This is a genomic window from Bradyrhizobium sp. CCBAU 65884 (assembly GCF_028128835.1).
Taxonomy (GTDB): domain Bacteria; phylum Pseudomonadota; class Alphaproteobacteria; order Rhizobiales; family Xanthobacteraceae; genus Bradyrhizobium; species Bradyrhizobium ottawaense.
Map to the genome: position 1 here is coordinate 13,227 of NZ_LBJU01000008.1, position 25,847 is coordinate 39,073.

30 protein-coding genes are annotated in these 25,847 nt (G+C 65.0%); 12 read left to right on the forward strand and 18 right to left on the reverse strand.

Annotated features, from left to right (window positions below):
• Window positions 1–56: 56 nt before the first annotated feature.
• The 6 genes from XI03_RS00780 to XI03_RS00805 all read right to left on the reverse strand — a co-directional run bounded on the left by XI03_RS00780 (window position 57) and on the right by XI03_RS00805 (window position 4,851).
• Window positions 57–515: a hypothetical protein gene (locus XI03_RS00780; RefSeq protein WP_028143972.1), complete on the reverse strand. Its 459-nt coding sequence runs from the start codon at window positions 513–515 to the stop codon at window positions 57–59.
• A 128-nt stretch (window positions 516–643) separates the two neighbouring features.
• Window positions 644–2,065, reverse strand: a complete 1,422-nt coding sequence (locus XI03_RS00785; RefSeq protein WP_049806683.1) for an MFS transporter — start codon at window positions 2,063–2,065, stop codon at window positions 644–646.
• A 132-nt stretch (window positions 2,066–2,197) separates the two neighbouring features.
• Window positions 2,198–2,359 (reverse strand): hypothetical protein, encoded by a 162-nt coding sequence (locus XI03_RS00790; RefSeq protein WP_162832277.1) that lies wholly within the window; start codon window positions 2,357–2,359, stop codon window positions 2,198–2,200.
• A 68-nt stretch (window positions 2,360–2,427) separates the two neighbouring features.
• Window positions 2,428–3,453, reverse strand: coding sequence for an aldo/keto reductase (locus XI03_RS00795; RefSeq protein ID WP_038972432.1), 1,026 nt, complete (start codon window positions 3,451–3,453; stop codon window positions 2,428–2,430).
• Window positions 3,454–3,565: 112 nt separating this feature from the next.
• The gene (locus XI03_RS00800; protein ID WP_271591025.1) at window positions 3,566–3,766 is read right to left on the reverse strand and encodes a hypothetical protein; all 201 of its coding nucleotides are present in this window, start codon (window positions 3,764–3,766) and stop codon (window positions 3,566–3,568) included.
• A gap of 128 nt (window positions 3,767–3,894) precedes the next feature.
• Window positions 3,895–4,851: a helix-turn-helix domain-containing protein gene (locus tag XI03_RS00805; RefSeq protein WP_028143969.1), complete on the reverse strand. Its 957-nt coding sequence runs from the start codon at window positions 4,849–4,851 to the stop codon at window positions 3,895–3,897.
• Window positions 4,852–5,047: 196 nt separating this feature from the next.
• Here XI03_RS00805 and XI03_RS00810 point away from each other — a divergent pair, with 196 nt between their 5' ends.
• Together XI03_RS00810 and XI03_RS00815 are read left to right on the forward strand one after the other, a co-directional pair.
• Window positions 5,048–6,064: a carbon-nitrogen hydrolase family protein gene (locus XI03_RS00810; protein WP_028143968.1), complete on the forward strand. Its 1,017-nt coding sequence runs from the start codon at window positions 5,048–5,050 to the stop codon at window positions 6,062–6,064.
• 28 nt (window positions 6,065–6,092) lie between these two features.
• Window positions 6,093–7,133: a phenylacetaldoxime dehydratase family protein gene (locus tag XI03_RS00815; RefSeq protein ID WP_271591026.1), complete on the forward strand. Its 1,041-nt coding sequence runs from the start codon at window positions 6,093–6,095 to the stop codon at window positions 7,131–7,133.
• On the opposite strand, the gene XI03_RS00820 is transcribed toward XI03_RS00815, so the two are convergent.
• Window positions 7,130–7,768, reverse strand: a complete 639-nt coding sequence (locus XI03_RS00820; RefSeq protein ID WP_038972434.1) for an HAD family hydrolase — start codon at window positions 7,766–7,768, stop codon at window positions 7,130–7,132. The two genes, XI03_RS00815 and XI03_RS00820, sit on opposite strands and share 4 nt — an antisense overlap.
• A gap of 76 nt (window positions 7,769–7,844) precedes the next feature.
• On the opposite strand from XI03_RS00820, the gene XI03_RS00825 reads away from it, so the two are divergent.
• The 4 genes from XI03_RS00825 to tsaA all read left to right on the forward strand — a co-directional run bounded on the left by XI03_RS00825 (window position 7,845) and on the right by tsaA (window position 10,634).
• The gene (locus XI03_RS00825; RefSeq protein ID WP_038950331.1) at window positions 7,845–8,810 is read left to right on the forward strand and encodes a lytic transglycosylase domain-containing protein; all 966 of its coding nucleotides are present in this window, start codon (window positions 7,845–7,847) and stop codon (window positions 8,808–8,810) included.
• Window positions 8,811–9,022: 212 nt separating this feature from the next.
• A complete protein-coding gene (locus tag XI03_RS00830) occupies window positions 9,023–9,763 on the forward strand; it encodes an AzlC family ABC transporter permease (protein ID WP_038950330.1) in 741 nt (246 codons plus the stop codon).
• The gene (locus XI03_RS00835; protein ID WP_028143964.1) at window positions 9,760–10,110 is read left to right on the forward strand and encodes an AzlD domain-containing protein; all 351 of its coding nucleotides are present in this window, start codon (window positions 9,760–9,762) and stop codon (window positions 10,108–10,110) included. The genes XI03_RS00830 and XI03_RS00835 overlap by 4 nt, the downstream gene beginning before the upstream one ends.
• Before the next feature lie 32 nt (window positions 10,111–10,142).
• Window positions 10,143–10,634, forward strand: coding sequence for a tRNA (N6-threonylcarbamoyladenosine(37)-N6)-methyltransferase TrmO (gene tsaA / locus XI03_RS00840; protein ID WP_271591027.1), 492 nt, complete (start codon window positions 10,143–10,145; stop codon window positions 10,632–10,634).
• Window positions 10,635–10,766: 132 nt separating this feature from the next.
• Here tsaA and XI03_RS00845 read toward each other — a convergent pair whose 3' ends face one another.
• The 4 genes from XI03_RS00845 to XI03_RS00860 form a co-directional block, all read right to left on the reverse strand.
• The gene (locus XI03_RS00845) at window positions 10,767–11,192 is read right to left on the reverse strand and encodes an HIT family protein (RefSeq protein WP_038972436.1); all 426 of its coding nucleotides are present in this window, start codon (window positions 11,190–11,192) and stop codon (window positions 10,767–10,769) included.
• Window positions 11,193–11,256: 64 nt separating this feature from the next.
• Window positions 11,257–12,513 carry a GNAT family N-acetyltransferase gene (locus XI03_RS00850; RefSeq protein WP_271591028.1) on the reverse strand — a complete coding sequence of 419 codons (1,257 nt, stop codon included), beginning with the start codon at window positions 12,511–12,513 and terminating at the stop codon, window positions 11,257–11,259.
• Window positions 12,514–12,652: 139 nt separating this feature from the next.
• Entirely contained in the window at window positions 12,653–13,399 is a 747-nt protein-coding gene (locus XI03_RS00855) for a glycerophosphodiester phosphodiesterase (RefSeq protein WP_271591029.1), read from the reverse strand.
• A 6-nt stretch (window positions 13,400–13,405) separates the two neighbouring features.
• The gene (locus XI03_RS00860) at window positions 13,406–13,873 is read right to left on the reverse strand and encodes a RidA family protein (RefSeq protein ID WP_014494672.1); all 468 of its coding nucleotides are present in this window, start codon (window positions 13,871–13,873) and stop codon (window positions 13,406–13,408) included.
• 246 nt (window positions 13,874–14,119) lie between these two features.
• On the opposite strand from XI03_RS00860, the gene XI03_RS00865 reads away from it, so the two are divergent.
• Both XI03_RS00865 and XI03_RS00870 read left to right on the forward strand, forming a co-directional pair.
• On the forward strand, window positions 14,120–14,965 hold the full coding sequence (locus XI03_RS00865) for a cell envelope integrity EipB family protein (protein ID WP_028143959.1): 846 nt from the start codon (window positions 14,120–14,122) through the stop codon (window positions 14,963–14,965).
• A gap of 174 nt (window positions 14,966–15,139) precedes the next feature.
• Window positions 15,140–15,541 carry a RidA family protein gene (locus tag XI03_RS00870; protein WP_028143958.1) on the forward strand — a complete coding sequence of 134 codons (402 nt, stop codon included), beginning with the start codon at window positions 15,140–15,142 and terminating at the stop codon, window positions 15,539–15,541.
• 50 nt (window positions 15,542–15,591) lie between these two features.
• On the opposite strand, the gene XI03_RS00875 is transcribed toward XI03_RS00870, so the two are convergent.
• Window positions 15,592–15,999 carry an ACT domain-containing protein gene (locus XI03_RS00875; protein ID WP_038972439.1) on the reverse strand — a complete coding sequence of 136 codons (408 nt, stop codon included), beginning with the start codon at window positions 15,997–15,999 and terminating at the stop codon, window positions 15,592–15,594.
• A gap of 192 nt (window positions 16,000–16,191) precedes the next feature.
• Here XI03_RS00875 and XI03_RS00880 point away from each other — a divergent pair, with 192 nt between their 5' ends.
• Window positions 16,192–16,347, forward strand: coding sequence for a hypothetical protein (locus XI03_RS00880; protein WP_162832276.1), 156 nt, complete (start codon window positions 16,192–16,194; stop codon window positions 16,345–16,347).
• 16 nt (window positions 16,348–16,363) lie between these two features.
• Here XI03_RS00880 and XI03_RS00885 read toward each other — a convergent pair whose 3' ends face one another.
• Entirely contained in the window at window positions 16,364–17,656 is a 1,293-nt protein-coding gene (locus tag XI03_RS00885; protein ID WP_095426299.1) for a DNA polymerase IV, read from the reverse strand.
• The gene (locus tag XI03_RS00890) at window positions 17,653–17,964 is read right to left on the reverse strand and encodes a DUF3572 domain-containing protein (protein WP_271591030.1); all 312 of its coding nucleotides are present in this window, start codon (window positions 17,962–17,964) and stop codon (window positions 17,653–17,655) included. Before XI03_RS00890 ends, XI03_RS00885 begins: the two co-directional genes overlap by 4 nt.
• A 241-nt stretch (window positions 17,965–18,205) precedes the next feature.
• Here XI03_RS00890 and XI03_RS00895 point away from each other — a divergent pair, with 241 nt between their 5' ends.
• Both XI03_RS00895 and XI03_RS00900 read left to right on the forward strand, forming a co-directional pair.
• Window positions 18,206–18,571 carry a response regulator gene (locus XI03_RS00895; RefSeq protein WP_008130064.1) on the forward strand — a complete coding sequence of 122 codons (366 nt, stop codon included), beginning with the start codon at window positions 18,206–18,208 and terminating at the stop codon, window positions 18,569–18,571.
• A gap of 14 nt (window positions 18,572–18,585) precedes the next feature.
• Window positions 18,586–19,959 carry a PleD family two-component system response regulator gene (locus XI03_RS00900; RefSeq protein ID WP_212428724.1) on the forward strand — a complete coding sequence of 458 codons (1,374 nt, stop codon included), beginning with the start codon at window positions 18,586–18,588 and terminating at the stop codon, window positions 19,957–19,959.
• Window positions 19,960–20,370: 411 nt separating this feature from the next.
• Here XI03_RS00900 and XI03_RS00905 read toward each other — a convergent pair whose 3' ends face one another.
• Both XI03_RS00905 and XI03_RS00910 read right to left on the reverse strand, forming a co-directional pair.
• Window positions 20,371–20,646, reverse strand: a complete 276-nt coding sequence (locus tag XI03_RS00905) for a hypothetical protein (protein WP_271591031.1) — start codon at window positions 20,644–20,646, stop codon at window positions 20,371–20,373.
• Between the two features lie 334 nt (window positions 20,647–20,980).
• On the reverse strand, window positions 20,981–21,598 hold the full coding sequence (locus tag XI03_RS00910; RefSeq protein ID WP_271591032.1) for a TetR/AcrR family transcriptional regulator: 618 nt from the start codon (window positions 21,596–21,598) through the stop codon (window positions 20,981–20,983).
• A 129-nt stretch (window positions 21,599–21,727) separates the two neighbouring features.
• Here XI03_RS00910 and XI03_RS00915 point away from each other — a divergent pair, with 129 nt between their 5' ends.
• The gene (locus tag XI03_RS00915) at window positions 21,728–22,966 is read left to right on the forward strand and encodes an MFS transporter (protein WP_271591033.1); all 1,239 of its coding nucleotides are present in this window, start codon (window positions 21,728–21,730) and stop codon (window positions 22,964–22,966) included.
• A 1,152-nt stretch (window positions 22,967–24,118) separates the two neighbouring features.
• Here the strand turns inward: XI03_RS00915 and rpmG are convergent.
• Both rpmG and XI03_RS00925 read right to left on the reverse strand, forming a co-directional pair.
• Entirely contained in the window at window positions 24,119–24,286 is a 168-nt protein-coding gene (gene rpmG / locus XI03_RS00920; protein WP_008139339.1) for a 50S ribosomal protein L33, read from the reverse strand.
• A 124-nt stretch (window positions 24,287–24,410) separates the two neighbouring features.
• On the reverse strand, window positions 24,411–25,736 hold the full coding sequence (locus XI03_RS00925; RefSeq protein ID WP_271591034.1) for an LLM class flavin-dependent oxidoreductase: 1,326 nt from the start codon (window positions 25,734–25,736) through the stop codon (window positions 24,411–24,413).
• Window positions 25,737–25,847: the final 111 nt, after the last annotated feature.

Genomic DNA, 25,847 nt, shown 5'->3' on the forward strand with positions numbered 1-25,847 from the left:
AGAAAGAGGCCGGCTGCGAAGCCGGCCTTTTTTGTTTCCGAGGCTGTGTGTGACCCTTACGTCCCGGCTTCGGGCGCGGCCGCTGGCGGACGCGGCTTACGCGGCGCGGCCGGCCGCGCGCTGCGGGCGGGGGCGGTCGGCTGCATCGTCACGATGACCGGATTGGGCTTGTGATCGGTGGCCGCCCCGGTCGCGGCATCAACGCCCATGCCGATGACGCCGCCGGCGAGGAGATTGCCGGCGAAGCCGGCGGCGCCCGTGCCCGACACTTCCTTGGTGAGTTGCACCGTCTGGGGTTGATAGCCTTCCTTTTCGAAGGTGATCGTGATGTCGGCGCTACGCTTGGCGACGATGGCGCAAGGTGTTGTGCAGGTTGTCGGCACCTCAAGCCCGCTGACCACAGCCTCCACGCCTGACGGTGTCGATGAGATGCTGATGTTTTCGGTCGTGCCGCGCGTCACAGACGCGCAACCGCCCAGCATGACGCTGAGCGCCACAATTCCCAATGAACGCATGAAGTGCCCCTTATTCCCCGCGCCAATCAAGCGCAACCGGAGCGCGAGGGCAATAGGTCATTGGTCCTGATAGTTAAGCCACGCAGGGGTTGTGCACGGGAATAGCAGGCACCGGAAGGTGGGCTCTGTCAGTCGCCCCGCAGGCGCTGATCGTCCTGCACGCGGACGTGTTCGGCGCCGCGCGCGCCAGCCGGAGACAGCCGCAACATGCTCAGCACCGCGCCGCAGAGTGCAAACCCGACGCCTGCGAGCAGTGCCAGCCTGGTCCCCTCAACCGGATACCGTCCGAGCAACAACGCCACCAGTGCAGCGCCAGTGGTCTGGCCGAGCAGACGCGCCGTGCCCAGCATGCCGCTGGCGCCGCCGGCGCGCTCGCGCGGGGCGGCTGCGATCATGGTGCGGTTGTTGGGGGTCTGGAACAGACCGAACCCGGCACCTGCCAGCGCCATGCGCCAGATCACGTCGAACGGTGTGGGGTCCGCGGGCAGGAAGGCGAGCGCGGCGAGGCCGCAGGCGAACAGCGTGAGCCCGATGCCGCCGAGCAGGCCGGCCGGATAACGCTCGACCAGGCGGCCGGCCAGCGGCGCCGCGAACGCCACCGCGATCGGCCATGGCGTGATCAGGAGGCCCATATGCACCGCCGAATAGCCGAAGCGGCTCTGGAGGTAGAAGGGGATCGCGACGAAGGCCAGCATCTGCCCGCAGAACGAGGCGATCGAGGTCGCGATCGACAGCGCGAACACGGGGATGCGCAACAGGTCGACCGGCAGCAGCGGCGAGGTCATGTGGGTTTCGCGCCAGATCAGCAGCGCGCCTGCGACCAGAGCAATGGCGAACTGGATCAGGCAGGTGATGGCGGCCTCGCCATGACCGACGCTGTCGACGGCTGCGATCCCGACGCCGAAGGTGATCGCTGAAAGCCCCGCACTCTGCCAATCGAACGAATGGCTGGCGGGCTTTGTGTGCGGCAGGCTGCGCAGGCCCAGCACCAGCGTCACCGCGCCGAGCGGCACGTTGATGGCGAACAGCCACGGCCAGCTTCCGACCGCCAGGATGCCTGCGGCGAGCGTCGGGCCGATGGCGGCCGAGAAGGCGACGACGAGCGCGTTGAGCCCGATGCCGCGGCCGAGCTGGCTGCGCGGGTAAGTGAAGCGCACCAGCGCCGCGTTGACGCTCATGATGCCGGCCGCGCCAAAGCCCTGGATGATGCGCGCGATCGTGAGCAGCGGCAGCGTATGCGCCAGCGCGCAGAAGGCGGATGCCAGCGTGAACAGCACCAGCCCGACCAGATAGACGCGGCGATAGCCGACGATCTCGCCGAGCGAAGCCAGCGGCAGCAGCGAGATCGTGATCGCAAGCTGGTAGCCGTTGACGATCCAGATCGAGAAGGCCGGACTGGCGTCGAGGTCGGCCGCGATCGTCGGCAGCGCGACATTGGCGATGGCGCTGTCGACCACCGCCATGATGATGCCCAGCGCAATGGTCAGCACGGCCTGGTTGCGCTGTGGCTGCGGCAGGCCGTCGGCGTGCTCGATGGGGGCGGACGACATGATGGAGGCGCGCTTGATTCGAGCCGTGTTCCGTCTCCCGATTAGGAAATTGCAGGATGGATCGCAACCCGGCAGGACACGGACGGTTCCTGTGCCGCAGGCGGTCGGCATCGACCGGAACGGCCGCGGACTCTACCAGCGTGCTGTCGATTTCCCGAACACGTAGAGCGCAATGAGACCGAGCGTCACCACCGTCGAGACGACCAGGACGGCGCGGTCCCGGTCGATCCGCGTCCGCTCGGTGCGGGTGAGATTGAGGACCGTGAACAGAGCCTTCATGGCAGATCGGCGCATCGGCGGCCTCGCGACGGCCGCATGGTGCCACGGCCGGCGCGAGCGGGCTTGATGCAGCTCAACGAGGCCTACACTGCCGGCGGGTTCCGGTCGGTGAAGGTCGTGCGCTGGTGCCAGTAGGGATAGGGCAGCGTCACCTTGCTCGCCGCGTCGAGTTTTGCGACCTGGTCCTTGGTCAAGGACCAGCCGACGGCGCCGAGATTTTCGCGCAGCTGCGTCTCGTTGCGCGCGCCGATGATCAGCGTCGATACGGTCGGGCGCTGCAGCAGCCAGTTCAGCGCGATCTGCGACACGCTCTTGCCGGTTTCCTTCGCGACCTCGTCGATGGCATCGACGACACGATAGACATGCTCGTCCGGCACCGGCGGGCCGAACTCGGCGGTCTTGGGCAGGCGGCTCACCTCGGGCTTCGGCTGACCTCGGCGAAGCTTGCCCGTGAGGCGTCCCCATCCGAGCGGCGACCAGACCACGGCACCTAACCCCTGGTCGAGGCCGAGCGGCATCAACTCCCATTCGTAATCGCGCCCGATCAGCGAATAATAGGTCTGGTTGGCGACGTAGCGCGGAAAACCGTGCTTGTCGGCAACAGAGAGCGACTTCATCAGGTGCCAGCCGGAAAAATTCGAAACGCCGACATAGCGGATCTTGCCGGCGCGCACGAGCGTATCGAGGGTCGCGAGCACCTCCTCGGGCGGGGTGAAGGCGTCGAAGCCGTGGAGCTGGAACAAGTCGATGTAGTCGGTGCCGAGCCGGCTCAGCGAACCGTCGATGGCTGCGAGCAGATGCTGCCGTGACGAGCCGATGTCGTTCGGGCCGTCGCCGAAGCGAAACGTGGCCTTGGTCGAGACCAGCACCTTGTCGCGGCGGCCCTTGATGGCCTCGCCGAGAACGCGTTCGGACTCGCCGAGCGAATAGACGTCCGCGGTGTCGAACATCGACACGCCGGCCTCGAGGCAGATATCCAGCAGGCGCCGCGCCTCGGTCGCGTCCGTCGTGCCCCACGCGGCAAGGCGGCCGACGCCGCCGAAGGTGCCGGTGCCAAGGCTCAAAGCGGGCACCATGAGGCCTGACCGGCCCAAGCGTCGGTATTCCATCGAAATGCTCCTCGGCTGCCGCTGATTGATCGTTGCGGCCTCGGCATCGAGGTTAGCGCAAGCGGGTGCCTTGTCCTATCACGCGCTCACATACCGGCCTTGCTCGGACGCCCTAATCGTGCCGAAGCATATCGTCGAACGCGGCGTCAACGATGCGCGGGCCGACAAGCTTCGCCGAAAGTTTCGCCTCGTCCCTTGCCTGGGATGGGGGAGCGCAGCCGAGCTCTCGATTGCGCGTCTGCTGCGGCAGCAGAGTCAAACCCCATCCCACCACGACCAGCACGGCGAGACGGATCGCGATGACGCTCAGCAACAGCTCGCTTCCGCTTATCGTCGTCTGAGTCCTCATGCGTGGCAGCCTGATCCACGCCGCAACGCAAGACAATCTGGAATTGGCGAGCGTTGCCTTCGTCCAGGACGAAGGCTTGCGAAGATGGCTGCTCAGTGCCGCAGCTGGCTCTGCCTGAAATCGCGCGGCGACATGCCAAAATGCTCGCGGAAGACGCGGCCGAAATGCGAGAGGTCGTTGAAACCCCAGGCAAAGGCGATCTCGCTGATGTGGCGATGGACGAGCATGGGCGAGGCGAGGTCGCGACGGCACCGCGCAAGGCGTTCGGCGAGGACGTAACGTTGGAACGAGGTCTCCTCGTCGGCGAGAAGGTCGTTCACGTAGCGCGGCGAGATGCCGAGCGCGGCCGCGGTCTCCGGCAATGAAAGGTCGGGGTCGGCGAGATGGGCGCGGACATGCGCCTTGAGCCGGTAGATCAGCGCGGAGCGGTGGGTCGAGGATGGCAGCGACGTCTTGCCGAGCCGCTCGCTCAACGCCATGGCGAGCAGATCGACGGCCTGTTCGGACAGAACAGCGGCGTTGCCAGGGGCGAGCCGGTCGGCACTCTGGCAAAGCCGGAAGATGAAATCATAGGCGAGCCGCTCGAGCGGTGCCTCAGTGCCAAACGACATCGCGGTCAGCGTCTCCGTGCCGCCGAGCCGGCGCTGCAACATCTCGCGCGGCACCTTGAAGATGGTCTGCGTGAAGGCGTCGTTGAACTTCAGCTCATAGGGGCGCGTGGTGTCGTAGAGCGCGAACTCGCCGGGATGAACTACAGTCTCGCGGCCGTCCTGCACCACGCCGCCGTCGCCGCGATGGCCGAGCGCGACCAGGACGAAATCCTGATCCGAGCGCGCGATGCGGGAGGGCGTACGGAATACGTGCTGGCGATCGGAGCAGACCTCGGAGCATACGGCCTTGCCGAGCGGGATTTGCGTGACCGAGCCGCGAAAGGCGCTGCCGAGATCGGATTTGCAGTCGAGCCCGACGAAGACGTCGCAGACGATGTCCTGCCAGAGGGCGAGCCGCCGGTAGCCCGGGCTGCCGTCCGTCGTGAACTGGATTGGCATCGGCAAGCCTCCCTTTCACATCCAGCGAAATCGCATGTTGGCGCAGATCCAGCCCGATCCGAGGCAAATCCCGTACCGGGCCGAAATCCCGGCCGGTCGAGTTTTTGTTCCGCCGCGGTCGAGCGGCCGGTTGCCCGCTTTGGCCCAATAGACTGCATCGGAGATGGCTTCCGATCAACCGGCAATGGAGGCGGCAATGGGCATCGAACATCCGAAATACAAGGTGGCGGTGGTGCAGGCGGCGCCGGCCTGGCTCGATCTCGACGCCTCCATCGACAAGTCGATCGCGCTGATCAGGGAGGCCGCGGAGAAGGGCGCCAGGCTGATCGCCTTTCCCGAGGCCTTCATCCCCGGTTACCCCTGGCATATCTGGATGGACTCGCCGGCCTGGGCGATCGGCCGCGGCTTCGTGCAGCGCTATTTCGACAACTCGCTGTCCTATGACAGCCCGCAGGCCGAGCGCTTGCGCGATGCCGTACGCAAGGCCAGGCTCACCGCCGTGATCGGCCTGTCCGAACGCGACGGCGGCAGCCTCTATCTGGCGCAATGGCTGATCGGGCCCGATGGCGAGACCATCGCCAAACGCCGCAAGCTGCGGCCGACCCATGCCGAGCGTACCGTCTACGGCGAGGGCGACGGCAGCGATCTCGCCGTGCATGCGAGGGCCGACATCGGCCGTCTCGGCGCGCTGTGCTGCTGGGAGCATCTCCAGCCGCTGTCCAAATACGCGATGTACGCCCAGAACGAGCAGGTGCATGTCGCGGCCTGGCCGAGCTTCTCGCTTTATGATCCCTTCGCGCCGGCGCTCGGCGCCGAGGTCAACAACGCCGCTTCGCGCGTCTATGCAGTGGAGGGCTCTTGCTTCGTGCTCGCGCCTTGCGCGACGGTCTCGCAAGCGATGATCGACGAACTTTGCGACCGGCCGGACAAGCACGCGCTGCTGCATGCCGGCGGCGGCTTTGCCGCGATCTACGGTCCCGACGGCAGCCAGATCGGCGAGAAGCTGGCGCCGGATCAGGAGGGGTTATTGATCGCCGAGATCGACCTCGGCGCCATCGGTGTTGCCAAGAACGCGGCAGATCCGGCCGGGCATTATTCACGGCCCGACGTGACGCGGCTGCTCCTGAACAAGAAGCGGTACCAGCGCGTCGAGCAATTTGCCTTGCCGGTGGATACCGTCGAGCCCACGGACATCGCCGCGGCGGCGAGCTGATCACCGAGATCGAGGGGAGGGTACGATCGTGGAATCTGCAATTCCTCGGCATCTCGAAACCCCGCGCACGCGACACAAGCGCGTGCCTGATGATTACCAGCCGCCATATCCGTCCTTTGTGGCGCGCTACAGGCCCGGCGTGAGCCGTGTCGTGATGGCCTATTTCGGCGTGCAGCATCGCGGCACGGCGCCGCTGGCCGCGACGGAGGCGCTCGCCGACATCGCGCGCTATTTCGCTGCGGCAGGCGGGCCTACGCATTGGGATCGCGCGCACTATGTCGATCAAGCCGAATACGAGACCGTCGTCTCGGTGGGCTATTGGGACGACATCGCACGCTTCGATGCCTGGTTCGAACCGGCGCGCGAGGCCTGGACCGGACGGCAGCGCGAAGGCATCGGCACCTTCATCGAAGTGCTGCGTCCCATTGTAGCGCGGCACGAGACGCTGTTCTCCTCGCCCGACCGGACTGAGGGCGTCGCCTCGATCGCCGGCGGCATGAGCGGCGAGGTGCAGGAGCACGCTTACTGGGGCGGCATGCGCGACCGTATCCCGCTGTCGCAAACCGACGCGATGGCGCCCGGTGGCGCGCCGGAGCTGATCCGGGACGGTGCGCGGCTACGCGTGACGGCGCACGACAATCTCTGTCTGATCAGGTCCGGGCAGGATTGGAGCGATACCGAGGCATCCGAGCGAAAGCTCTATCTCGATGATGTCGAGCCGGTGCTGCGCGAGGGCATGGATTTCCTGCGCGACGAGGGTCTTGCGATCGGCTGCTATGCCAACCGCTACATGCAGGTGCTCCGGCCCGAGGGCAGCGTGAGCGAAAAGTCCTACGGCCAGAGCTGGTGGAAGAGCCTGGCGGCGCTCGAACGCTGGGCGGAGTCGCATCCAACCCATGTCAGGATTTTTGGTGCCGCGATGAAGTATCTGTCCACGCTCGGCCCGTCAGCCAAGCTGCGACTTTATCACGAGGTCACGGTGGCAGCTGCGGACGAGCAGTTCTTCGAATATCTGAACTGCCACGCCAAGACCGGCATGTTGACGGCGGTGGAGGCCGTCAGCGCCTAGCCCACGCAATGACCAAGCAGCTCGGGATGCGCGGCGCAGATGTGATGCGCGCCAGCGTCCCTGAGCTCGGTCTCACTGCCATAGCCATAGAGCACGCCGATCGCGGTCATGCCGTTGGTGCGGGCGCCGATCACATCGTGGCTGCGGTCGCCGATCATGATGGCGCTGCTCGCGTCGACCTTGGTCTCGTCGAGCGCGTAGCGCAGCAGATCGCGCTTGTCGACGCGGGTGCCGTCGAGCTCGGACCCGAACACGCGCTCGAAATACGGCTTCAGGCCGAAATGATCGACGATGCGGGTAGCGTAGACCGCGGGCTTGCTGGTCGCCACGAACATGCGCGGCGTCGTCGCGGCCACCGCGGCGAGCGTGTCGTGGATGCCCTGATAGAGCGCATTCTCGAACAGGCCGACCTCGGAAAACCGCTCGCGGTAGAGTAGCAGCGCCCGGTCAGCAAGTTCGTCGGTTCCGACGAGCCTCTTCAGGCTGGCATGCAGCGGCGGCCCAATGCACCAGGTCAGCTCGTCCTGGCTCGGGACCGGCTGGTCGAGTTTTTTCAGGGCATACTGGATCGAACCGGTGATCCCGGGCTTTGGATCGGTGAGTGTGCCGTCGAGATCAAAATAGATTGTCCGCATTTTGGCCGAGCTCAGCGTTGATTATTCCGGCCGTTGCTAGTTGCCTTGGGGCCCGAGTTCAAGGGCTTGGAGCGAAATGCAGCTTGGTGGGGTCCAGAGGCTGATCTGGCAGCTGCTCGTGGCAGCGTTCGTCTGCACGTCGGCGCTGGCCGAGGACGCACCGGTTCCTCCCACGCAGCTCGGCCCCGAAGCCCCCGCAAAACCGTCGCCATCGCCCGAATCGGCGCGCGAGAGCGACACGCGGGAGTCGATCTGCCTGATCATCGAGGCCGCCGCGCGCGATGCCAATCTCCCGCTGGAATTCTTCGCCCGGGTGATCTGGCAGGAAAGCCGCTTCCAGGCCGATGCGGTAGGTCCCACGACACGCAGCGGCGAGCACGCACAGGGGATCGCGCAGTTCATGCCGGGCACCGCGAGCGAGCGCGGGCTGCTCAATCCGTTCAATCCGGTGCAGGCATTGCCGAAGTCGGCAGAATTCTTGAACGAGCTACGCAACCAGTTCGGCAATCTCGGCCTCGCGGCCGCTGCCTACAACGCAGGTCCGCGGCGCGTGCAGGAATGGCTCGCCGGCACCGGCGGCATGCCGGAGCAGACCCGCAACTATGTCTTGGCCATCACCGGCACCAGCGTCGATGCCTGGGCCAAGGCAGGCGCGACCGGCAAGGGCCCGCCGAGCGCGCCGCCGACGAGCTGTCGCGACCTGATGGCGCTGCTCAAGCGCGCGCCGAATGCTTTCGTCGCCGAGCTCGAGCAGCATGTGGAGCTCGCGGCCGCAAAGGCCTGGGGCGTGCAGCTCGCCGCCGGCTTCGACCGTAACAGGGCGCTGGCGATGTACTCCCGCGCGGTCACGCGGCTCGGTGCCGCGATCGGCGAGCGTGATCCGAGCCTGCTGAGTTCGGTGATGCGCAGCCGCGGCACCCGTGCGTTCTACCAGGTGCGCATCGGCGCCGACACACGCGGCGAGGCGGATGATCTGTGCAACCGCATCCGCAAGGCCGGCGGGGCGTGCTTCGTACTGAAGAACAAGGGTGTCGCGGGGTAGGCTGTCATTCCGGGGCGCGACGAAGTCGCGAACCCGGAATCCATCGCGAGGCTGTCTCTGCGGCCCGATGGATTCCGGGCTCGCGCTTGGCGCGCCCCGGAATGACGGCGCTGGGTGCGTCACGCATGCCAGCCCCGCCGCGCGCTTCCTTGACGCGAGGCGCCGCATTGCCCGTTATGCGGGCACGATTCCGCAACCCGGCCAAGACTCCCGTGGCGCTTCCTCCGCTCGATTCACCACAATGGAATAGCCGGTGGCTTGCCTTCGGCTGGGGCCTGCGCTCGATCACGCAGACGATCCTCACCATCGTGCTGTTCGTGACCTATCTCGGCATCGGCGCGCTGGCCCATGACACCCATTTCAGTCTGGCCTGGGCGCTCGCCTCGACGCTGTTCGTCTGGGCGGGGCCGGCGCAGATCATCCTGATCACCACGCTCGGCTCCGGCGCCACCGTCATCCAGTCGGCGATTGCAGTCACCGTCAGCGCCATCAGGCTGTTCCCGATGGTGGTCTCGGTGCTACCCTTGATGCGCACGCCGACGACCAAACGGCGCGAGCTGGTCTTTGCCGCGCATCTCACCGCGGTGACGCTGTGGGTCGAGTGTCACCGATTCCTGCCGCAGGTGCCGCGTGAACGGCGCATCGCCTTCGTTCACGGGCTCGGCTGTGGCCTCGTCTCGGTGTGCCTCGTCGCCAACACCGTCGGCTATTTCCTCGCCGCCAACCTGACGCAGACGCTTGGAGCGGCGATCCTGCTGCTGACGCCGCTGTCGTTCCTGTTCTCGACTGCGCGCAACAGCCGCGAGGTCGCCGATGTCGTCGCGCTCGTGCTGGGCATCTTGCTTTATCCGCTGGCCGCGAAGATGAACTCCGGTGTCGATATCCTGGTCAGCGGGGTGGCGGCCGGCACGATCGCCTATGGCGTGCATTGGTGGCGGGAGGTGCGCGCGTGAGTTTTGCGCAAGCGATCGGCGACTGGCATGCGCTGGCGGTGCTGTTCGTCGCCGGGGTCGTGCCCAACCAGATCTGGCGCATGCTGGGCCTGTGGTTTGGCGGCGGCATCGACGAAGGCTCCGAACTGCTGGTTTGGGTGAGGGCGGTCGCCACCGCCATCCTCGCCGGCGTCATCGCCCAGATCGTGGTCGAGCCGCCGGGTGCGCTGGCGAGCGTGCCTGATACCTTGCGTTATGGCGCGGTGGCCGCCGGCCTCGTCGTGTTCCTGCTGACCCGCCGCTCGATCTTTGCGGGCGTCGTGACCGGCGAAGTCTTCATGCTGGCCGGCAAGTGGTGGTTGGGCTAAAACCGCCGGCGAACAGCCAAGGAACAGGAAATATGGTTCGCGAACAGGAGCTCCGCGAGGGCGAGGTCGCCATCGAGCTGCCACCGACACAGGACGCCGGTCTCGTTTTCATCGGCCGCATCCGCACGCCCTGGACCTCGCGGCTGGAGACGCCGCGGCAGGGACGTCAGGACGGCCCGATCTGCCGCCTCGAGATCTTCGAGCCGTTCGTGCCGGCCATCAAGGGCGTCGATTTCTACAGCAATCTCGAAGTGCTCTATTGGCTCGACCAGTCGCGCCGCGACATCATCCTGCAGAGCCCCAAGAACAACGAGAAAACCCGCGGCACCTTTTCGCTGCGCTCGCCGGTGCGGCCAAATCCGATCGGCACGTCGATCGTGAAGCTGGTCGGCATCGAGGGCCATGCGATCCTGGTGCGCGGGCTCGATTGCCTCGACAACACGCCGCTGATCGACATCAAGCCAGATCGATGCGAGTTCACGCCATTGGCGGCGCCCCAGCCAGGGGATTTCGAGACGGAGTGATCTGTCATTCCGGGGCGCGCCGAAGGCGCGAGCCCGGAATCCATCAGGCGTCAGAGTCGGTGGTGAAATGGATTCTCAGGTGCGCAATTGCGCACCATAGCTCGCGCCAAGGGGGCGCGCCCCGGAATGACATCAACCCTTTAACGCCGCGATCAGCTTCGCCGCGTGCTCTTCCAGCACCTTGGCATCTTCCTTGCGGCTGGCGGGCGGCAGCATCGCCACGCCGTCGTGACGCGGCATCACGTGCATGTGCAGGTGAAACACCACTTGTCCACCGGCGGGCTCGTTGAACTGCTGGATGGTGATGCCGTCGGCCTTGAATGCCTGCATCGCGGCTGCGGCGATCCTGTGCGCGCCGCGGGCGACATGGGCGTAGTCGTCCGGCTTGATGTCGAGGATGTTGCGGGCAGGGGCCTTCGGGATCACCAGCGTGTGGCCAGGGACGCGCGGCATGATGTCGAGGAACGCGAAGACGTGCTCGTCCTCATAGACCTTGGCGCAGGGCAGCTCGCCGCGCAGGATCTTCGCGAAGATGTTGTTGGTGTCGTAGGCGGTCATGGCGGCTTCCCGAGAAACTTGCGCTTGGAATTTTGCGCTTACTGTCACCAGCGACGGCGAGGCGTCAAGGCGCCTCGTCGGCGCCTTTCCGGAACGGGCCGAGCTCGGCGAGCTCGCGTCCGGCTTCGGCGACATAGGCGCGCTCGCGCTTGAGGTAATCATCAATCGCGCGGCGCAGGCCGGGATCGGCGATGAAGTGCGCGGAATGGGTTGTGCGCGGCAGGTAGCCGCGCGCGATCTTGTGCTCGCCTTGCGCGCCGGCCTCGACATGGGTGAGGCCGCGTTTGATGGCGAAGTCGATCGCCTGGTAATAGCAGACCTCGAAATGCAGGAACGGATGATGCTCGACCGCGCCCCAGTTGCGGCCGAACAGCGTGTCCGAGCCGATGAAGTTGATCGCGCCCGCGATCCAGCGATTGTTGCGGCGGACCATCACCAGCAGCACGTCCTCTGCCATGGTCTCGCCGATCAGCGAGAAGAACTCCCGCGTCAGATAGGGACGGCCCCATTTGCGCGAGCCGGTCTCCATGTAGAATGCGAAGAAGGCGTCCCAGGCATCCTCGGTGATGTCTTTTCCCGTCAGCCAGTGGATGGTGATCCCGGCGGGGAGCGCATCGCGCCGCTCGCGCTTGATCGATTTGCGGTGACGCGAGTTAAGCGTGCTGAGGAAGTCGTCGAAGCTCGCAAAGCCCTCATTGTGCCAGTGGAACTGCTGGTCGGTACGCTGCAGGAAGCCGTGCTCGGCGAGCAGCTTCCACTCGGCCTCGCGCGCGAAGGTGACGTGGACGGAGGAGGCCTTGCTGACGCCGCAGAGCGCTACCAGCCCGCTCGCCAGTGCGTCCATGATGCGCTCGCGATCGACGCCGTCACGGACCAGCAGGCGCGGGCCTGTGGCCGGCGTGAAGGGAACCGAGACCTGGAGCTTCGGATAGTAGCGCCCGCCGGCGCGCTCATAGGCGTCCGCCCAACCGCGATCAAAGACGTACTCGCCTTGCGAATGCGATTTCAGATAGCAGGGCACGACACCGGCGACGCGGCCGTCGACCTTGGCCACGAGATGCCGCGGTCCCCAGCCGGTGCGGATTGTCGCCGAACCCGATTTCTCAACGGCCGAGAGAAAGGCGTGTGAGACGAACGGGTTATAGGCAGGTTTTGAGAGGCCGAGGGAATCGCCTGGAAGTCCGGATGAGGTTCCCGCGCCAAGCCCGTTGCAGGCCTTTTCGTTAAGAACCTTGCCGGGATTGGCACAGGCGTCCCAGTCCTCCCGGGATACCTCGCCAATCGAAGGTACGGCCTCGAGCGTGATTTCGGATGATGCCATCGTTGCCCAAGATCGTGCATTGCAGCAGTGACTTCAAGAGGGTGCGGGAGCACGGCTCTCGTGCCCTGGACGCAGCGCAGCACGCAGTGGTGCGCTGCTGAGCCGAAGCGTTGCAGCTTGTCCGAGACACGAGCGTGCCCTACGGCACGAACCCCTCAAAGATCATCTGGTCGGCATATTGCCCGACCCGCGTCCGCTGCTCCGGGGTGCGGACGGTCCAGCCGAGCAGGGCGCAGCCGAACAGATTGCGGGCGATCCAGGGGGCGGGGGCCGGGAGGTCGTCGACCCTGAAGGCGACGAAATGGGGCTGGGTCTGAAAGCCGTGGCGCAGGTACAACATGCTATCGCGCTGCGGCTGCGTGAGCTTGGCCCAATAGTCGTCCTCATAGGTCCGCTGCGCGACGATGCCGCGCGGGCGGGAGGGCAGCAGCTCGCGCAGTGCCAGCACCTGGTCGGGATCGAACGACATGCCGACGGCGGGGCCGTCATAGGACGCCAGCACCTCGGCCATCCGCTTCACCAGCTTGCGGTCGCCGCCAAAATGGCTCTTCACCTCGATCACCAGGGGCACGCGGCCAGCGACCATGGCGCAGAGGTCGGACAGCGACATCATCCGCTCGTCGGTGTCCTTGAATTTGACGGACTTCAGCTCCGCGGCGGTCTTCGACACGACCTCGCCGGTGGCCTCGGTGAGGCGGCCCAGCGCATGGTCGTGATGCACCATGGCCTCGCCGTCGGCCGAGAGTTGGATGTCGACCTCGATCGAAAAATTGCCTGCGATCGCAGCCTGCACCGCGCCCGGCATGTTCTCGACGATGCCACGGGAAATGTCATGCAGGCCGCGATGGGCGACCGGCCGGGCTGTCAGCCAATCAGGAGCGCGCATTGTCCGTCAGGCGACCTCGAACACGCCTTCGACCTCGACCGCCGCGTCCGCCGGCAACGACGCGACGCCGACGGTGGTGCGGGCATGGCGGCCCTTGTCACCGAAGGCGGCGACCATCAGGTCGGAGGCGCCGTTCAGCACCTTCGGCCCGTCCAGGAAGTCCGGGGCCGAGTTGATGAAGCCGCCAAGGCGCACCACGCGCACGACCTTGTCGAGGTCGCCGAGCGCCGCCTTGACCTGGGCCAGCAAATTGACCGCGCAGCCGCGGGCCGCCGCCGCGCCGTCTTCGATCGAGACGCCGGCGCCTAGCTTGCCCTTGGCGATCAGCTTGCCGGCGGGGTCGAAGCAGACCTGGCCGGAGACGAACAGCAAATTACCGGTGCGCACGAACGGGACGTAATTGGCCACGGGCGTGGGGGCCTCATGCAGCTTGATGCCCTGTTCCGCCAGCTTTTGCTCGACCGTGCCCGCCATGTTCGACCTCGTTGTCCAGAAATTCCATTCGCCCCGGCATCCGTGGGAGGCCGGCCGCGCCCTGTTTCGCCCATCGTGCCGCCACATGCAAGCAACCCGCAGCAGGCTGCCTTTTGCCGAGGCGAGGCCGCAGGTTCAACGGTGGGGCCGCAACTTTACGTGAAACGGCCTCAGTTGCGACGCAATGGAACGGTCATTAAAATGTCGAATCTGCGCATCCCAAGGACGCGTCCCCAAGGAACAGACATGGTGCACCTTTTCCGGACTTCGCTCGGTGTAATGGCGCTCGCGGCGGCCGGTTTAGGCCTCGCCGACGGCGCGCAGGCCGCCAACGGTCCGTTCCTCGCGCACCAGGCGCTTTACGATCTCAGCCTGGTGAAATCGCGCTCCAATTCGGTCAATAGCGCGCGCGGGCGCATCCTCTACAACTTCACCGGAAGCTCGTGCGAGGGCTACACGTCTGAATTCCGCCAGGTGTCCGAGCTCGACAGCGGGGAGGGCAAGGTCACGCTGAGCGACCTCCGCTCCAACTCCTGGGAAGACGCCGCGGGCAAAAGCTATCGCTTCAAGATCGAGACTCGCATGAACGAGGCCGATGCCGGCCGCGTCGATGGCTCGGCCGAGCGCGACGGGGACCACATCAACGTCAAGCTGAAGCTGCCGGCGCCGAAGAATTTCACCCTCGACGGCAAGATCGTATTCCCGACCGAGCAGATCCAGCGCATCATCGCCGCCGCCAAGGACGGCAAGCCGCTGCTCGAGCTCTCCGTCTATGACGGCTCCGACGACGGCCAGAAGGTCTACAACACGCTGACCGTGATCGGCCAGCCGATCCCCGCCGACCGCGCCGCCGCGCCGGATCCGTCGACCTCCGACGAGCACATGAAATCGCTCAAGCGCTGGCCCGTCACGGTCAGCTATTTCGACCGCGAGGCCCAGCAGAAAGAGGGCGAGCAGACGCCGGTCTACGCGATGGCGTTCGAGCTCTACGAAAACGGCGTCTCGCGCCAGCTCGTGCTCGATTACAACGACTTTGTCATTTCCGGCGCGATGGGCAAGTTCGACGTCAAGGACAGCAAGCCCTGTAATTGAGGGGGTCATGCTCTCTCCTCCGTCATTGCGAGTGTAGCGAAGCAATCCAGAATCCCTCTGCGGCTGGCAGTCTGGATTGCTTCGTCGCAAGAGCTCCTCGCAATGACGGGGCTGGCTCTCCCGTCCCTCACCAGCTACGCTCCCTCCCAACCAAAAACCCCAGGGAGGCAACCCATGCCCAAGCTCGATCATCTCCGTCCCAGCGGCCTGCATCACAATCCCGCCTATTCCCACGTCGTCACCGCGACCGGCGCGCGCACCATCTACATTTCGGGACAGGTCTCGACCGACGAGGAGGGGCGGATCGTCGGCGAGGGCGATATCGCCGCGCAGACCACGCAGGTGATGCAGAATCTCGGACACGCGCTGAAGGCAGCCGGCGCGAGCTATTCCAACATCGTGAAGATCACGACCTTCGTCGTGAACTACAAGCCGGAGCTGCGCCCCATCATCGGCAAGGCCCGCTCGGCCTTCTTCGAAGGCATGGAGCCGCCGGCCTCGACCCTGGTCGGCGTCTCCGCGCTCGCCGCGCCGGAATGGCTGATCGAGATCGAGGCGATCGCCGTCGCGGATTGATTTTCGTAGCCCGATGGAGTGCAGCGCAATCCGGGAAGCCTGCCGCCGGGCTACAAGTGCCTCTCGCTCGAAATCCCGTGAAGAACAGCCATCGCTTCGTCGGCCCTGTCGTCGGGTACAAGCAGATGGTCGTGGTGGAAGGCCGACACCGCGTTCACGCTGATGCCGGCTTCAGCGAGACGGGCCGTGATCGCGGCCAAGAAGCCCACCGCGTCGAGTGCCGAGTGAACCGTCAGGGTGATCAGGCGCGAGGGGAACGCGTAGCGCAGCCCCGCCGCTTCGGCCTCTTCGCGAGAGATCACGAGCGTCGTGCCTTCCTGTTCGCGGAACGTCAGCTGCGGTTTGAGTGCTTCGGGAATGGCCTCGCTGGTCGGGATCGTGCAAAATACGAAGGTGCCGTCCAGCATCTTCGGCCTCATGTGTCTCAGCAGCGCGCCGAGATTGTGCTCGCCCGTCATGGTGCCAGCTCCTGCAGAATCGTTTGAGCCCTTGCGCAGCTATCGGCGCCGGCGGCTGTTGAAGCCATGACGGGCATACGTTCGTATATCTCCCCGAATCCTTCTCATGCCCCGATCTTACGCTCGTACAATTGAGTAACGGCGGCGGATTCTTACAATTTGAGTCCACTCGGGTCACTACGAGGAAGCTCAATGAATGTCGTCATTCGAAAGCTCAACGGTTTGTGGCACCTCATTGTCGGGTCTTGTCAGATCCGAACTCCGTTCCTGGAAACGCAGGATCGGCAGCTGGTCGTTCAATATGCCCGGCGCGTCTATCCGGGTGCGCGGATATTCGAACGCGATTGAGTTGAGCAGGTCTCGATCACTCGGGCTGTCCTGTTTCGGGACCCTCATACGCGATCCCGCGGATCACCGCCGCGCTGCCGAATTTCTTGCGCAGGCTGTCCACGGCGCGCTCGGCGTGGGCGGCGCGGCGGTCGAGCATGTCGGTGTCGTCGGCGGGCGAGCCCTCGCGCAGCGCGCTGACGCCGGCGCCCATCAGGCGGAAGGCGGTGCCGTCGATCTCCTTGGCCAGCATCTCGCGGCAGATCGAGAAGATCTTTGCGGCGAGCTGGGTCGGGGCCGCGATCGATTGCGAGCGCGTGCGCTGGCGGAAATCGGCGGTCTTCAGCTTCAGCGTGACGGTCGAGCCGGCGAGTTCGCTGCTCTTGAGCCGTGACGATGTCTTCTCGCACAGCCGCCACAGGATCTTCTCCAGCGTCGCGAAATCGCGGATGTCGGTCTCGAAGGTGGTTTCGCTTGAAATCGTCTTGGCGCCCCGATCAGGCTCGACGCGGCGGTCGTCGATGCCGCGCGCGAGCCGCCATAGCCTGCGGCCGTCGCTCGGAAACTGCCGCATCATCTCGATCTCGTCGGCCTTTTGCAGATCGGCGATGATGCGGAAACCGCGCTGCACCAGCCGCTCCTGAGTGGCCGGTCCGACGCCGAAGATGAAGCCGACGGGCTTGTCGGCAAGCATCGATCGCGCTTCCTCCTGGTCGAGCGCGGCGAAGCCCCGGGGCTTGTCGAGGTCGGAGGCGATCTTGGCCAAAAACTTGTTGCAGGACAGGCCGACCGAGACGGAGATGCCGATGTCCCGCTCGACGTTGCGGGCAAAGCGCGCCAGCACTTTTGCCGGGATCATGCCGTGCACCCGTTCGGTGCCGGAGAGATCGAGGAACGCCTCGTCGATCGACAGCGGTTCGACCAGCGGCGTCAGCGCCTGCATGGCCTGGCGCACCTCGCGGCCGACGCGGACATATTTGGCCATATCCGGCGGGATCACGGTCGCGTGCGGGCAGGCCTCCAACGCCTTGAACATCGGCATGGCGGATCGCACGCCGTAGGTGCGAGCGATGTAGCAGGCGGCCGACACCACGCCGCGTTTTCCTCCGCCAATGATGACCGGCTTGTCGGCAATGTCAGGATTGTCGCGCTTCTCGACCGTCGCATAGAAGGCGTCGCAGTCGATGTGGGCGATGGTCAGGCCTGCGAGCGCGCGGTGACGGACGAGGCGAGGGGAACCGCAGGCGGAACAGCGCCTCACGCCCATGTCCAGATCGGCCAGACAGTCCCGGCAGAAGCAGCGGGGCCCGGCCGTATCAGGGGCGGTCACGGCACGTCGCGCTCCCAGGAGGGGTCGCCGAGCGCGTCGCCGAGGACCTGCCGCGCCGCTGCGACGTTGGTCGGATGCAGTTCCGCGGTCGAGGCAAAGGCCTTCACGGTGGCGTCATCGCGCAGCACGAAATCGAGCACGCTGAGCAGAAAATTGGGGTCCGCGGCGGCATTGCGCAGGGTCTCCGGACCGACCCCCGTCTCGGCCAGAAACAGGCCCAGCCGCTCGGGATCGCTCGCAACGAAAGAGAGCCCCTGAATCGCAACGATTTCAGCGACTTCGCGGGGGTTGTGAACAGGCTTTTTCAAGGGGACGGTTTGCCTTTCCGTTAACTTTCGGTCTCTAATTTGGAATCATCATGCCCGAGTCTCGGCCCTGAGTCTTCCGACCCCAGGCAAGCAACTGGAAACCACATCGCAGAAAGTCGACCCTCGGGTTTAACGAAACTCAAGCGAATCTGAGGCTAGTTTGAATCCAGTTTTCGAAGCGCCGGCGAGCGGCGCCTGAGGCGTTACATGTATGGGTCTGCGGACCAATCAGGAGGGCGGGATGGCTAAGACCGTCCTGATCGTGGAAGACAACGAGCTCAACATGAAGCTCTTCCGCGACCTGTTGGAGGCGCACGGCTACCAGACCTCCGGCACCAGCAACGGCTACGAGGCGCTCGACCTCGTTCGCAAGATGCGGCCCGACCTCGTGCTGATGGATATCCAATTGCCGCAGGTCTCCGGGCTCGAGGTGACGCGCTGGATCAAGGACGATCCGGAGCTGCGTTCCATTCCCGTCGTCGCGGTCACGGCGTTCGCGATGAAGGGCGACGAAGAGCGCATCCGCGAGGGCGGCTGCGAGGCCTATTTGTCCAAGCCGATCTCGGTCGGCAAATTCATTGAGACGGTCCGGCGTTTCATCGGATAGGAAGTGAGTTCACAGTGTCCGCGCGTATCCTGGTCGTCGATGACGTCCCTGCCAACGTCAAGCTGCTCGAGGCCCGCCTCTCTGCCGAATATTTCGACGTGATGACCGCCTCGAACGGCACCGAGGCGCTGGCGATCTGTCAACGCGCCGAATGCGACATCATCCTGCTCGACGTGATGATGCCCGACATCGACGGCTTTGAAGTCTGCCGCCGCCTCAAGACCGATCCGTCGACGCACCACATTCCTGTCGTCATGGTGACGGCGCTCGACAGTCCGTCCGACCGCAATCGCGGGCTGGAAGCGGGCGCGGATGATTTCCTGACCAAACCCGTTTCCGACGTCGTACTGATCGCGCGGGTGCGCTCGCTGACGCGGCTGAAGATGATGACCGATGAGCTGCGCATGCGCGCCATCACCTCGCTCGAGATCGGCATGCAGGCGCCCGAGCGCAGCGCCGTGGCCGACACCGGCAAGGGCGGCCGCATCCTGCTGGTCGACGACCGTCCGTCCTCCTACGAGCGGCTGGCGACGATCCTCGCCGCCGAGCACACCATCGACGTCGAGCCGAACCCGACGGAGGCGCTGTTCCACGCCGCCGAGGGCAATTACGATTTGCTGATCGTCTCGCTCGACCTCAACAATTTCGACGGCCTCCGCCTGTGCAGCCAGGCGCGCTCGCTGGAGCGCACGCGCCATGTGCCGATCCTGGCGATCGCCGACCCCGAGAACTCGACGCGGCTGCTCCGCGGCCTCGAGATCGGGGTCAACGACTATCTGCTGCGTCCCATCGACAAGATCGAGCTCTTGGCGCGGGCCCGCACCCAGATCCGCCGCCGCCGCTATACCGACCACTTGCGCGACAACGTGCAGAACTCGATCGAGATGGCGATCACGGACGCGCTCACCGGCCTGCACAATCGCCGCTACATGGAGAGCCATCTGGCGACCCTCGCCGAGCAGGCCGCGACCCGCGGCAAGCCGCTGGCGCTGATGATCCTGGACATCGACTTCTTCAAGTCCATCAACGACAATTACGGCCACGACGCCGGCGACGACGTGCTGCGCGAATTCGCGGTGCGGGTGCGCAAGTCGATCCGCGGCATTGATCTGGCCTGTCGCTACGGCGGCGAGGAGTTCGTCATCGTCATGCCGGAGACCGATCTCCACGTCGCCGGCATGGTCGCCGAGCGCCTGCGCCGCTCGATCGCGGGCGAGCCGTTCGCGATCCACAAAGGCGCCAAGCGCATCGAGGTCACGATCTCGATCGGCTTGACCACGCTGGAGCAGAAGGGCGAGGCGGTCGCCGACGTGCTCAAGCGCGCCGACACCGCGCTGTATCGCGCCAAGCACGACGGCCGCAACCGCGTGGTGTCGCAGGCGGCGTGAGGGCCGACTGTGCAAAATCGCGAAAACAACCCCATGCACAGTAGCCGGCGTTAGCTCGATCAATAGGTTAGGCGAGGGCAGCTGCTTGGTCGGCCGGAGACTCGGCTAGCGGCTCTTCTTTTTCGCCAGCCGATCCACACATACCCGCATATCGTTATTTCTAGCCTCCCGCGCCGCTCCGGTCAGGGTGCCGAACGGGCCATATTTTGCATACGACTGCTTGCAGCAGGCCACTGGGAAGCTCGCCGTGCACATCGATAGGTCTTGAGCGAATGCTTCGGATGGAAGCAACTGAGAGCAGACGAGAACGAAGGCAAACGCCGTGAAGACTCGGATCATTTCAAATTTGCCTCTCTGATCAAGAATCAAACCTCAAGTAAGATGGAGAGCAATCTGCTTCTTCGCCGTTGATTAGTTCGTCGGCAGCCCTTTCTTTGCGAGGCAGGCGCGGACCTTCGTGGCCGGACCAGCGGGCACCTTGTAGGCACGCCAATCCGCTTGGGTATAGCCGACGGCGCTAAGGCAGGAGGTCAGCCCTTGGTCTTTTTTGCGGGCCTCGTCAACACTCGTGCCGTCACGCTTAGCCTGGCACACCGGGTCATGATTGCAGTTGATGCGTTGGGCATGAGCCAGCGGTAGTCCAGCGAACACAACGATCAGCACAGAAGCGAAAGTCATCAATTTCATCTTACACCCCCAAGTTGAATGTGGCGGACGGTAGCTATCAGAGTCGGAACCCGCAACCCTGGGCAAGGACAACAAACCGACAAATTTTCCGGAATACGGCCCGGGCAAAACAGCTCCGGCGCGACCGGGCGCGTGGGGTTACGGGACTGACCTGTGCAGTCCACTCCTCTCAGGAGCGCTTGGGGCGCAGGATGAAGTTACAGAACAACTCGCCCCAGTATAAGGCAAATGCAGATCCAATTCCGATCAGGCCCCACATAAGACAAGTCTGAAAATAGCCGCCCCTAAACCAAAAGCTGCAACCTACTGGCGGATACAGCCTTCGTCCACTCCCTCAGGGATGCTGGACCACTCCCTTGCCCCGTTTCTTCATCGGCTTCTGCGCGCCGCCACCCACATCCACCCCCGCATTCCGCAACAGCACCTTCGCCGCTTCCTTCGCCGCACGCGCCATCGCCGGATCGTCGCGGACGAGGTCCTGCGCGATCGAGCCGTCGACCAGCAGCACCAGCTGCGTTGCGAGCCCATCCGCATCGGTCACACCGAGCTCGTTCAGGCGGTCGCGAAACCAGAGGCGGCGGCTCTCCTTGAAGGCGACCGCGATCTTCTTCACGGCGCGGTCCTGAGGGCCCAGCTCGGCAACCGCGTTCACGAACGGGCAGCCGCGAAAGTCCTTGGCCGCAAACCGCCGCTCCAGCGAATCAAACGTCGCGAGGATCTGCTCGGCCGGCGGCTTGTCGGAGGGGCGCGCGCTCACGAAGCGGCGTTCCAGATAGGCGGTGATCAGCGCGTCCTTGGACGGGAAGTGGTTGTAGAGCGTGCGCTTGGATATGCCGATCTCGGCCGCGATGGTGTCGACGCCGATGGCGCGAATGCCCTGCAGATAGAACAGCTTGTCGGCGGTCTGAAGGATCCGCTCTTTCATCGTCTGTGGGGCGGGCGGGGGAGCCATGCGGCGACGCGCATCCTCTTGGCTTGACAGCTGGGGTCCTACATAGCCTAAGTACACAGGTCTGTGTAACCAAAATCAACCGATATTTCAGACGACGGCATTTGCGCCGTGCCCACGAGGGAGAAGAATATGCCCCTGCTGCAGGTCCTGCGTCCGACATTGCCCATCCTGATCGGCGCCTCGATCATGCTGACGCTCAGCATGGGGCTGCGGCAGAGCCTCGGCATCTTCATGCAGCCGCTGACGCACGACATCCACATTTCGATCTCGGATTTCACGCTGGCGCTGGCAGTGCAGAACCTCGCCTGGGGCTTTCTCCAGCCGCTCGCCGGCGCGATGACGGTGCGCTACGGCTTCCGCCCGATCATGATCGTCGGCGCGCTGATGTACATCGCAGGCCTCGTTCTGATGGCGACCGCGAACGGCCTCGTCAGCATCATGATCGGCGCCGGCGTGTTGATCGGCACATCGCTCGCCTGCACCGCGGCCGCGATCGCGATGTCGGTGGCGGCACGCGCGGTCCCTGCGACCGTGCGCTCGACCGTGCTCGGCATCGTCTCCGGCGCGGGCTCGCTGGGCGCGCTGCTGTCGGCGCCGATCGGGCAGATGCTCAATGAGGGGTTTGGCTGGCGCGTCGGGCTCGCCGGCTTCGTCGTCATGTCGGTGCTGATGATTCCGGCCGCGTGGTACGCGGGGCGCGTCGACCAGGTCCCGCTGCCGAAGCCGGCTGCCGACGAGATCGACGATGCCACGGCTGCGACCGCGGCGAGGACCGCGTTCGGCAATGCCTCCTTCGTGGTGATGACCTGCGCCTATCTCGTCTGCGGCATGCAGCTGGTCTTCCTCACCACGCATCTGCCGTCATACCTTGCGATCTGCGGCCTCGATCCGATGCTGAGCGCGCAGACGCTCGGCATGATCGGCGGCTTCAACGTGCTCGGCTCGCTGTTCTTCGGCTGGGCCGGCGAGCGCTGGAACAAGCTGGCGCTGCTGGGTGCGATCTACATCCTGCGCTCGCTGGCGCTCGCCTGGTACTTCATGCTGCCGGCAACGCCGTTCTCGACGCTGCTGTTCGGCGCTATCATGGGCTTCCTCTGGATGGGCGTAGGGCCGCTGGTCGCGGGCGCGGTCGCCGAGATGTTCGGCCTGCGCTGGCAGGCGATGATCCAGGGCCTCGCCTTCATGAGCCACCAGATCGGCAGCTTCCTCGGCGCCTACGGAGGAGGGGTGCTCTACGACGCGCTCGGCTCCTACACCATGGCCTGGCGCATCGGCGTGGCGCTGGGCTTGGCCGGCGGCATCGTGCAGGTCGCGTTTGCGCTGCTCCGGCCGTCGCAACCTCCGTCGCCGGTGTTGGAGCCGGTGTGAGGCGTTCGGGCTTAGGATCTCTCACCGTCACTCCGAGGTGCTCGCTTCTTCAGCGGCCCTCGAAGGGCGACGGCCCGGCTGCATCTCAGCCGTGCATCCTTCGAGGCTCCCCGCGCGATGCTTTTGCATCGCGCCACTCAGGCGACGACGGCTTCGCCGTCGCGCCGGGATGGCGGATTGGGATAAGCGCTTGCAGCAATCGGCGAGCGGTATGGACTAGCGATGTCCCGACCGCTTGAGATCGGCGACCTTGAACCTGTTGCCGGCCTGCAGGCTGCTGCAAAACCAGTGGGCTCTGTTTCGAAACTCGCCCAGGAACACCTTCGTCTCGACGCAATTCTCGTAGGATGTGTGGGTGATGGTGTCTCGGCACGTCGGCGAGAAAGGTCCATAGTTCACATTGCCGCCCGACTCGCTGCATCCGATCCAGGGCTCCTTGCCGTGCCGGAAGCTTGATGCACAGCCACCGTTGCAGCTGCTGGCGACTTTCTCCAGGCTGGCTATCCTCCCCATCACAGAACCCGGTGCATAGGAAGGCGTGCGCGCGGTTGCCGTTCGAGTGGTTGACGCAGTCCGACGCGGCGCCGTTGTGTTCGCTCCCCGCTCCGACACGTGCGGCTTTGCCACCTGCTTCGGCGCATCGACAGTGACGGGGGGAAGCGTGGCGGCGGGGCCTGTCGGGATTTGCGACGCTGCCGGGGCGCACAGCAAGGCGGTTGACAAGACAGCGATCGTTGAAGGCACGACAAGGCTCGATGACAATCTCATGACCATGTCCTTCCCAAATCCGGGCGGAAATTCCGTGCCGGGAAGTGCACGGTAACAGACATTACGGGTCGAGCAACTGAAGGTTGAAGAGCCGTTTGCGTAATGATGGGCCATGGTGGTCAGAAAGTGGAGCACGTCAATTCGTTCTCGTGCCCCGGCCGCGGCGCAGCGCTCCCGGCGATGCGAAGCATCGTCCGGTGCGGTGCGCTGCAGAGCCGGGGCCCATGTCTCGCATGGTGTCGTGTCGCGTTCTGGATCCGGGCTCAGCGGAGCAGCGTTGCACGCTGCAGCGCGTCCGGGACACACGAGAGGGCCAAAATGAAACGGGGCCCGAAAGGGCCCCGCAAAACGCTTCAATGCTTGTCCGCGATCTGACTTGATCTTTTACTTGATCTTGGCTTCGCGGAATTCGACGTGCTTGCGCGCGACCGGGTCGTACTTCTTCTTGACCAGCTTGTCGGTCATGGTGCGCGAATTCTTCTTGGCGGTGTAGTAGAAGCCGGTGTCGGCCGAGGACACGAGCTTGACCTTGATGGTGACCGCTTTGGCCATGTTCTGAACCTCAGAAAATTGGGGAATCTGGAGCCGGCCAAACGGCCCGCGTTGGCCGGCAACCTAGCCAGAAACCGCCTGATGTCAAGGTTTTAGGGGGCAGAAACCACCCAAAACGGCCCGATTATCCCTCGAAGAACCGATTTTTGGGGCGCGGCAGGCCCAGATTCTCCCTCAAAGTGGGCCCTTCATACTCTTTGCGGAAAATCCCGCGCCGCTGCAGCTCCGGGACCACCTTGTCGACGAAATCGTCGAGCCCGGCCGGCAGGAACGGGAACATGATGTTGAAGCCGTCGGAGCCGCGCCCGACCAGCCATTCCTCCATCTGGTCGGCGATGGTTTTGGCGGTGCCGACGAAGGACAGCCCGCCATAGCCGCCGACGCGCTGGGCGAGCTGGCGCACGGTGAGCTTGTCGCGCTTGGCGAGGTCGACCATGCGCTGCCGGCCGCTTTTGCTGGCGTTGGTCTCGGGGATGTCAGGCAATTGGCCGTCCGGATCGAAGCCCGAGGCATCGGTGCCGAGGATGACCGAGAGCGAGGCGATGGCGCTATCGTAATGCACGCGGCTGTCGAGCAGCGCGCGTTTCTCCTTGGCCTCATCGACGCTGTCGCCGACCACGACGAAGGCGCCGGGGAGGATCTTCAGATGCTCGGGATCGCGGCCGATGGTCTCCATGCGGCCCTTGATGTCGGCATAGAGCTTCTGTCCGTCGGCGAGGCTGCCGCCGCCGGTGAACACGGCTTCCGCCGTCTCGGCGGCGAGCTGCTTGCCGTCTTCCGACGCGCCCGCCTGCACGATCACCGGCCAGCCCTGCACGGGGCGCGCGATGTTGAGCGGCCCGCGCACCTTCAGATATTTGCCGTTGTGATCGAGCGTGTGCATTTTCGAAGGATCGAAGAATAGCCCGCTCTCGACATCGCGCACGAAGGCATCGTCGGCGAAGGAATCCCACAGGCCCGTGACGACATCGTAGAACTCGCGGGCGCGCTTGTAGCGCTCGGCATGCTCCATGTGATCGTCGAGGCCGAAATTCAGGGCCGCGTCCGGGTTCGATGTCGTGACGATATTCCAGCCGGCGCGGCCGCCGCTGAGATGGTCGAGCGAGGCGAAGCGCCGCGCGACGTGATAGGGCTCGTCGAAGGTGGTCGAGCCTGTCGCGATCAGGCCGATGCGCTCGGTGACTGCGGAGAGCGCCGACAGCAGCGTGAACGGCTCGAACGAGGTCACGGTGTGGCTGCGCTTGAGCGCATTGACCGGCATGTTCAGCACGGCGAGGTGATCGGCCATGAAGAAGGCGTCGAACTTGCCGGCCTCGAGCTTCTGGATCAGCTGCTTGATGTGCGAGAAGTTGAAATTGGCGTCAGGCCAGGCCCCGGGATAGCGCCAGGCCCCGGTGTGGATGCTGATCGGGCGCATGAACGCGCCAAGCTTGAGTTGCCGTTGTGCCATCGCCCGGTGTCCGTTCTTGGTGACGCTGGGGAAAGACATAGGGACGCCGGGGAGCAGCGCCATTGGGGGAGGCGGGAAGATTTTTTCGTTTTTCGATGCCCGCTCAGCACA

Excerpts from the sequence above, each read along its gene's own strand:
- XI03_RS00780 (WP_028143972.1), bottom strand. The coding sequence starts at position 515 with ATGCGTTCATTGGGAATTGTGGCGCTCAGCGTCATGCTGGGCGGTTGC.
- XI03_RS00785 (WP_049806683.1), bottom strand. The coding sequence starts at position 2,065 with ATGTCGTCCGCCCCCATCGAGCACGCCGACGGCCTGCCGCAGCCACAG.
- XI03_RS00790 (WP_162832277.1), bottom strand. The coding sequence starts at position 2,359 with ATGCGCCGATCTGCCATGAAGGCTCTGTTCACGGTCCTCAATCTCACC.
- XI03_RS00795 (WP_038972432.1), bottom strand. The coding sequence starts at position 3,453 with ATGGAATACCGACGCTTGGGCCGGTCAGGCCTCATGGTGCCCGCTTTG.
- XI03_RS00805 (WP_028143969.1), bottom strand. The coding sequence starts at position 4,851 with ATGCCAATCCAGTTCACGACGGACGGCAGCCCGGGCTACCGGCGGCTC.
- XI03_RS00810 (WP_028143968.1), top strand. The coding sequence starts at position 5,048 with ATGGGCATCGAACATCCGAAATACAAGGTGGCGGTGGTGCAGGCGGCG.
- XI03_RS00820 (WP_038972434.1), bottom strand. The coding sequence starts at position 7,768 with ATGCGGACAATCTATTTTGATCTCGACGGCACACTCACCGATCCAAAG.
- XI03_RS00825 (WP_038950331.1), top strand. The coding sequence starts at position 7,845 with ATGCAGCTTGGTGGGGTCCAGAGGCTGATCTGGCAGCTGCTCGTGGCA.
- tsaA (WP_271591027.1), top strand. The coding sequence starts at position 10,143 with ATGGTTCGCGAACAGGAGCTCCGCGAGGGCGAGGTCGCCATCGAGCTG.
- XI03_RS00845 (WP_038972436.1), bottom strand. The coding sequence starts at position 11,192 with ATGACCGCCTACGACACCAACAACATCTTCGCGAAGATCCTGCGCGGC.
- XI03_RS00850 (WP_271591028.1), bottom strand. The coding sequence starts at position 12,513 with ATGGCATCATCCGAAATCACGCTCGAGGCCGTACCTTCGATTGGCGAG.
- XI03_RS00855 (WP_271591029.1), bottom strand. The coding sequence starts at position 13,399 with ATGCGCGCTCCTGATTGGCTGACAGCCCGGCCGGTCGCCCATCGCGGC.
- XI03_RS00860 (WP_014494672.1), bottom strand. The coding sequence starts at position 13,873 with ATGGCGGGCACGGTCGAGCAAAAGCTGGCGGAACAGGGCATCAAGCTG.
- XI03_RS00865 (WP_028143959.1), top strand. The coding sequence starts at position 14,120 with ATGGTGCACCTTTTCCGGACTTCGCTCGGTGTAATGGCGCTCGCGGCG.
- XI03_RS00870 (WP_028143958.1), top strand. The coding sequence starts at position 15,140 with ATGCCCAAGCTCGATCATCTCCGTCCCAGCGGCCTGCATCACAATCCC.
- XI03_RS00875 (WP_038972439.1), bottom strand. The coding sequence starts at position 15,999 with ATGACGGGCGAGCACAATCTCGGCGCGCTGCTGAGACACATGAGGCCG.
- XI03_RS00880 (WP_162832276.1), top strand. The coding sequence starts at position 16,192 with ATGAATGTCGTCATTCGAAAGCTCAACGGTTTGTGGCACCTCATTGTC.
- XI03_RS00895 (WP_008130064.1), top strand. The coding sequence starts at position 18,206 with ATGGCTAAGACCGTCCTGATCGTGGAAGACAACGAGCTCAACATGAAG.
- XI03_RS00905 (WP_271591031.1), bottom strand. The coding sequence starts at position 20,646 with ATGAAATTGATGACTTTCGCTTCTGTGCTGATCGTTGTGTTCGCTGGA.
- XI03_RS00910 (WP_271591032.1), bottom strand. The coding sequence starts at position 21,598 with ATGGCTCCCCCGCCCGCCCCACAGACGATGAAAGAGCGGATCCTTCAG.
- XI03_RS00915 (WP_271591033.1), top strand. The coding sequence starts at position 21,728 with ATGCCCCTGCTGCAGGTCCTGCGTCCGACATTGCCCATCCTGATCGGC.
- rpmG (WP_008139339.1), bottom strand. The coding sequence starts at position 24,286 with ATGGCCAAAGCGGTCACCATCAAGGTCAAGCTCGTGTCCTCGGCCGAC.
- XI03_RS00925 (WP_271591034.1), bottom strand. The coding sequence starts at position 25,736 with ATGGCACAACGGCAACTCAAGCTTGGCGCGTTCATGCGCCCGATCAGC.